Source organism: Streptococcus cristatus, assembly GCF_963529205.1.
Taxonomy (GTDB): Bacteria; Bacillota; Bacilli; order Lactobacillales; family Streptococcaceae; genus Streptococcus; species Streptococcus cristatus_O.
On the sequence record NZ_CAURYF010000054.1, the window covers coordinates 1 to 5,887 of the forward strand.

At 45.7% G+C, this 5,887-nt stretch carries 6 protein-coding genes; 2 read left to right on the top strand and 4 right to left on the bottom strand.

Annotated elements, in window-relative coordinates:
- Together tyrS and RWS39_RS08975 are read left to right on the top strand one after the other, a co-directional pair.
- The coding region (gene tyrS, locus RWS39_RS08970; RefSeq protein ID WP_314482716.1) for a tyrosine--tRNA ligase at positions 1-710 on the top strand (710 nt) is incomplete at its 5' end.
- A gap of 55 nt (positions 711-765) precedes the next feature.
- The gene (locus tag RWS39_RS08975) at positions 766-1,614 is read left to right on the top strand and encodes a methyltransferase domain-containing protein (RefSeq protein ID WP_314482719.1); all 849 of its coding nucleotides are present in this window, start codon (positions 766-768) and stop codon (positions 1,612-1,614) included.
- A 68-nt stretch (positions 1,615-1,682) separates the two neighbouring features.
- Here RWS39_RS08975 and RWS39_RS08980 read toward each other — a convergent pair whose 3' ends face one another.
- From RWS39_RS08980 to RWS39_RS08995, 4 genes are all read right to left on the bottom strand, one after another.
- Positions 1,683-2,813, bottom strand: coding sequence for an ABC transporter ATP-binding protein (locus tag RWS39_RS08980; RefSeq protein ID WP_314482721.1), 1,131 nt, complete (start codon positions 2,811-2,813; stop codon positions 1,683-1,685).
- 198 nt (positions 2,814-3,011) lie between these two features.
- Positions 3,012-3,575, bottom strand: a complete 564-nt coding sequence (locus tag RWS39_RS08985) for a DUF6287 domain-containing protein (RefSeq protein ID WP_314482724.1) — start codon at positions 3,573-3,575, stop codon at positions 3,012-3,014.
- A gap of 68 nt (positions 3,576-3,643) precedes the next feature.
- Positions 3,644-3,859 carry a heavy-metal-associated domain-containing protein gene (locus RWS39_RS08990; protein ID WP_314482726.1) on the bottom strand — a complete coding sequence of 72 codons (216 nt, stop codon included), beginning with the start codon at positions 3,857-3,859 and terminating at the stop codon, positions 3,644-3,646.
- Positions 3,860-3,888: 29 nt separating this feature from the next.
- Positions 3,889-5,887, bottom strand: a 1,999-nt coding sequence (locus RWS39_RS08995) for a copper-translocating P-type ATPase (protein WP_314482727.1), incomplete at its 5' end; no start/stop codon positions are given.

The window sequence follows — 5,887 nt, forward strand, 5'->3', positions numbered from 1 at the left end:
ACCACAACGTAACCCTTCAAATCGGTGGTTCTGACCAGTGGGGAAATATGACCGCAGGTACCGAATTACTTCGTCGTAAGGCTGATAAGACTGGTCACGTTATCACAGTTCCCCTCATCACTGATGCGACTGGTAAAAAGTTTGGTAAATCAGAAGGAAACGCGGTCTGGCTCAATGCCGACAAGACTTCTCCATACGAAATGTACCAATTCTGGATGAATGTTATGGACGCTGACGCTGTTCGCTTCTTGAAGATCTTTACTTTCTTGTCACTGGATGAGATTGAAGACATCCGCCAGCAATTTGAAGCAGCTCCGCACGAACGCTTAGCTCAAAAAGTCCTCGCTCGTGAAGTGGTAACTCTTGTCCACGGTGAAGAAGCCTACAAAGAAGCCCTTAACATTACCGAGCAACTCTTTGCTGGAAATATCAAAAACCTTTCTGTCAAAGAACTCAAACAAGGACTTCGTGGCGTGCCAAACTACCAAGTACAAGCTGACGAAAACCTAAACATCGTGGAAATCCTCGTGTCATCTGGTGTGGTCAATTCAAAACGCCAAGCCCGCGAAGATGTTCAAAACGGAGCAATTTACGTCAACGGCGACCGCATCCAAGACCTTGACTATGTCTTGAGTGACGCAGATAAGTTAGAAAACGAACTCACTGTTATCCGCCGCGGTAAGAAGAAATACTTCGTCCTTACATACTAAAAAAGCAGACTGGGGGCATTTGCCATCCAGTCCTTTTTTTGCTAGACTTAAAACTATGAATACAAACCTCAAACCCAAACTCCAGCGCTTTGCTACTGCGACTGCCTTTGCCTGCCCCATCTGCAAGGAAGAGCTACAGCTGATGGAAAACAGTCTCAAATGTCACCATCGGCATTCCTATGACCTGGCCAAGTTTGGCTATGTCAATCTAGCACCTCAAATCAAGCAACCCAAAGACTACGATAAGGCCAGTTTTCAAAATCGGCAGTTAATTTTAGAAGCCGGATTTTACCAAGCTATCTTAGAAGCTGTCTCAAACTTGCTTGCTAGCTCAGAAACCGCAAAAACAGTCTTAGATATTGGCTGCGGCGAAGGCTTCTACTCTCGTAAGCTCCAAGAAATCCATTCCCAAAAAACCTTCTATGCTTTTGATATTTCAAAAGATTCCATCCAGTTGGCAGCCAAGAGCGACAGCTCTTTCTCAGTCAATTGGTTCGTCGGTGATTTGGCCAAGCTACCGCTACAAGATGCCAGCATGGACATCATTTTAGACATCTTTTCCCCAGCCAATTATCAGGAATTTCGGCGAGTCATCTCTGACAATGCTCTCCTCATCAAGGTCATCCCCACCGAGCGCCACCTTCAGGAAATTCGCCAAAAAGCCGCTAGACAGCTCAGCAACAAGGATTACTCTAACCAAGAAGTCATCCAGCATTTCCAAGAGCACTTCGATATAATCTCCGAGATTACTGTCGAGTCCAGCCAGTCCTTGACTGCCGAAAGCAGAACAGCTCTTTTAGCGATGACACCGCTGCTCTTTCATGTTGAGCAAGACCAGATTGACTGGACTGACCTCACCCAAGTGACCATTGCAGCTACCATTCTTGTCGGAAAAGCAAAATAAAGAAAAGATAGTCCGCAGACCAAATACATTCCGTTTGGCTTGCTGACTATCTTTTTTAAACTCATATTTTAGTAAACTGTTTTTTCTGTTTCGAAATCAAAGAAATGCGCCTTGTTCAAGTCGAAGCCAAGGTCAATCCCAGCACCTGTCTCCAAGTGGTCACGAGCATCTACTCGCGCGATAAACTCGCTATCGCCAACTTGGCAGTAAAGGTGAGACTCAGAACCCAAAAGCTCAGAGACAGAGATGGTCGCATGAACCACAGAATCTGGGAAGGTCTCTAAGAAAGCAGGCTCTGTATTAATATCTTCTGGACGAATACCAAAGATTAATTTCTTGCCGTCATAACCCTTCTCACGCAGAACCTTCAGTGTGCCTTCTGGCACGGTTAAACGCAAGCCATCGGCAACAATTTGATTTCCCTCAAGTGTCACATTGATAAAGTTCATCGCTGGGCTCCCAATGAAGCCCGCCACAAACTTGTTGACTGGATTTCTGTAGACTTCTTGTGGGCTACCGATCTGCTCTACTCGACCAATGGTTCCAGTTCCAGCAGGGTTCTTGGTTGCTGACATGATAACGATCCGGTCTGCAAGCGTCATGGCCTCTGTCTGGTCGTGGGTAACGTAAATGGTTGTTGCTCCGATACGGCGGTGGATTTTGGCAATCTCAGCACGCATGGACACACGCAGCTTCGCATCCAAGTTTGACAAAGGCTCGTCCATTAGGAAAACCTTTGCATCACGCACGATGGCACGCCCCATAGCAACCCGCTGACGTTGACCACCTGACAAGTCCGCTGGCTTGCGATCCAAGAATTCTTTTAAACCAAGGATTTCAGCTGCTTCTTGCACCCGTTTGTCGATATCTTCCTTGCTGTACTTGCGCAGTTTAAGCCCGAAAGCCATGTTGTCATAGACTGTCATGTGCGGATAGAGGGCATAGTTCTGGAAGACCATAGCAATATCGCGGTCTTTCGGCGCCACGTCATTGACCACTTTGCCGTCAATCGACGCTGTTCCTTCTGTGATATCCTCAAGACCCGCAATCATACGCAGCGTTGTGGATTTCCCACATCCTGACGGACCGACGAAAACGATAAACTCCTTGTCCTTGATGTCCAAATTAAAGTCTTCAACAGAATAGTGCTCACTGTTTGGATACTTTTTATAAATGTTTTTCAGATTTAATTCAACCATAAGTTCCCCTTTACTTTATGTGAAAATAATTGCCTTTGACACCCCTAAAAATTTCAAAGCGCTTTCATAAAAATATTATATCCTTTTTTAATTATTATTTCAAGTATTTATTCAAACGTTTGCACAATTTTTTATCATATTTCGAATAACTACTCTTTTAAAACAAAAAATAGGATAGAAAATTTCTATCCTACACGACTAGTTAGTAACACGATAGTAAAATTGACCTTGTTCATCAAAGCTATTCAGGCCGACGCCCGTCCACAGACGATCTTGGCTGGCATCTGAGTTATCTTGAAAGTTCTCTCTGTCTGCAAGCTTGATGCCTTTTGGAATGAATTCTAGCAAGAAACCACCAGTTTCACCGCCGTATACACCGCCAGAAGCTGTTCCATAATCCGTTAACGATGCTCCATACAGCTCATAGCTATCAGAAACTAACCCTTTATCATTGAACACCAGCTGGTGACCAGCAGCATTCTGCCAGGTTCCTTTTACACTAGAGTAGTCTCCATTGGCCAAGGCCGAAATATCCATTGCTTTTTTCTCCTCTTGCGTCTTTTCTGGACTAACTTCTGCTGAGCTTTGACTGCTTGCAGCAGAAGAAGACGACTCTGTAACTTTCTGGCTGGAAGCTACTTGGGAAGTTTCCTGAGTAGTAGTCGAACTCGTCTGAGTAGAATGAACTGCCTTACTAGAACAGGCTGCCAAAGTCGATAGAGCGAGGCAACATAACAAAGGATAGACTATTTTCTGCTTCATGGCTTTCTCCTTATCCATTAAATGATTACTAATATTATAGACTTTTTCGGCCTATTTTACAAGTTAGCTCAGTTATCCTGCACCGCTAAGACCTTATAGATGGTTTTGCTCAAAGCCGCCTGATAATCCTCTACACTCAAGGATCTATCCGCAATAACTGCTGCTGTCTGCTTGTCCAGATCTACTGTCACATCTGACACTCCCTCCATAGATAGGAAGTGCTTGGTGACGTGTTTGACACAGTTTTGACAAGATAAGTTTTCTAATTGAACTGTTTGTTTCATAGATTTATTCCTCTGTATATTCCTTCATTTTAAAATTTAAAGCGTCCTAGACACAGAGCATTAGCCACAACTGACACTGAGCTCAAGCTCATGGCCAGACCAGCTAACATAGGATTGAGCAAGGGGCCGCCAAAAAGATGCAGCAGCCCCATAGCAATCGGGATGCCTAGTGTATTGTAGGCAAAAGCCCAGAAAAGATTTTCCTTGATATTGCGGATGGTCGCCTGGCTGAGCTTGATAGCCTTGACCACATCCTGCAAATCACTATGCATGAGCACTACATCTGCGGACTCAATAGCTACATCAGCGCCTGATCCGATGGCAATTCCAACATCTGCCTGGACCAGAGCTGGTGCATCATTGATACCGTCTCCGACCATGGCTAGTTTTTTCCCAGCTTCCTGTAAGTTCTTGATAGCGGTGGCCTTACCATCTGGCAATACACCAGCGATAACTTTTTTGATTCCAGCTTTCTGGGCAATAGCTGTCGCGGTTTCTTCACGATCTCCTGTCAGCATGATAACTTCCAGCCCCATAGACTGGAGCTCCTGCACCGCCAACAGACTGCTGGACTTCATCTCATCTGCTACCGCTAAAATACCAGCCAGCTGTCCATCTACTGCGACAAACATGGCTGTTTTTCCTTCCTGGGATAGCTCCAACAACTGTTCTTGAAAAGCATTGCTGTCAATGTTCTTTTCTTTCATCAAAGACTCATTTCCCACCAGAAGCTGTCTACCCTCAACCTGAGCTGACAAACCTCGTCCAACCATAGCCTCAAAATGACTGACAGGCAGTAAGTCAAGCCCCTCCTCTTCAGCTGCTTCCAAGATAGCCTGAGCCAAAGGATGCTCAGAATGCTGCTCAGCACTGGCTATTAGCTGCAACAAGTCAGAGAGATTCAAATCACTCAAGGGCAGCAGATCTGTCAGACTGGGCTTACCAACCGTAATCGTCCCCGTCTTATCAAGAACAATGGTATCCAGCTGATAAGCCGCTTCCAATGCTTGACCAGACTTAATCAGAATGCCATTTTCAGCCCCTTTACCAGTCCCAACCATAATAGCTGTCGGAGTGGCTAATCCCAGCGCACAAGGGCAGGCAATGACCAGAACTGCGATAAAGATTGACAGAGAAAAGCTAAGACTCTCACCAGCCAGAAAATACCAGCCCAGCGCGGACAAAGTAGCCAAGCTCAGCACGATTGGGACAAAATAGAGCGCAATCCTATCGGCTAAGGCCGCAATCGGTGCCTTAGACCCCTGCGCTTCTTCTACCAAGCTAACAATCTGGGCTAAGGTCGTATCCGAACCCACCCTAGTTGCTTGATAGTTAATACTACCATTTTGATTGATTGTTGCACTGGTAATGGTGTCGCCGACCTTCTTTTCAATCGGGACACTTTCTCCAGTCATCATGGATTCATCCACAAAGGTCTGCCCCTCTGTCACTAGACCATCCACAGGCATACGCTCCCCCGGCTTGATACGGATAATGTCTCCAACTCGGATATCCTCTGTATCAATGGTCACAGCCTCTCCATAGCGAATCACTGTCGCCTGACTAGGTACTAGCTCAAGCAGAGACTGAATCGCCTGAGACGTTCTCCCCTTAGCTGAACTTTCCAGATATTTGCCCAGAAGAACCAAGGCAATAATCACTGCAACCGACTCAAAATAGAGTTGATGAACAAAGGGATGATAACCTAGAAAAACCTGACTGACCGAGTAGAGACTGTAGAAAAATGCTGCGCTGGTTCCCACTGCAATCAGACTATCCATATTGGGATGTCGCTTGATAAGATTGCGAAATCCTCTCTGATAGAAGCCGCGCCCAATCCACACAGTAGGCAGAGTCAAAAGAAGTTGTGACAGAACGAAGACCAAAGGGTGCGCCATATGGTCCAAGAAGCTAGGCAGAGGAAGACCGACCATACTGCCCATTGAGATATAAAGCAAAGGCAGAGCCGTAATCAAAAGAATCAGTAACTCTTGCTTCTTCCTTCGCAATTCCTGCGTTTTCATTGTA

Excerpts from the sequence above, each read along its gene's own strand:
- RWS39_RS08975 (WP_314482719.1), top strand. The coding sequence starts at position 766 with ATGAATACAAACCTCAAACCCAAACTCCAGCGCTTTGCTACTGCGACT.
- RWS39_RS08980 (WP_314482721.1), bottom strand. The coding sequence starts at position 2,813 with ATGGTTGAATTAAATCTGAAAAACATTTATAAAAAGTATCCAAACAGT.
- RWS39_RS08985 (WP_314482724.1), bottom strand. The coding sequence starts at position 3,575 with ATGAAGCAGAAAATAGTCTATCCTTTGTTATGTTGCCTCGCTCTATCG.
- RWS39_RS08990 (WP_314482726.1), bottom strand. The coding sequence starts at position 3,859 with ATGAAACAAACAGTTCAATTAGAAAACTTATCTTGTCAAAACTGTGTC.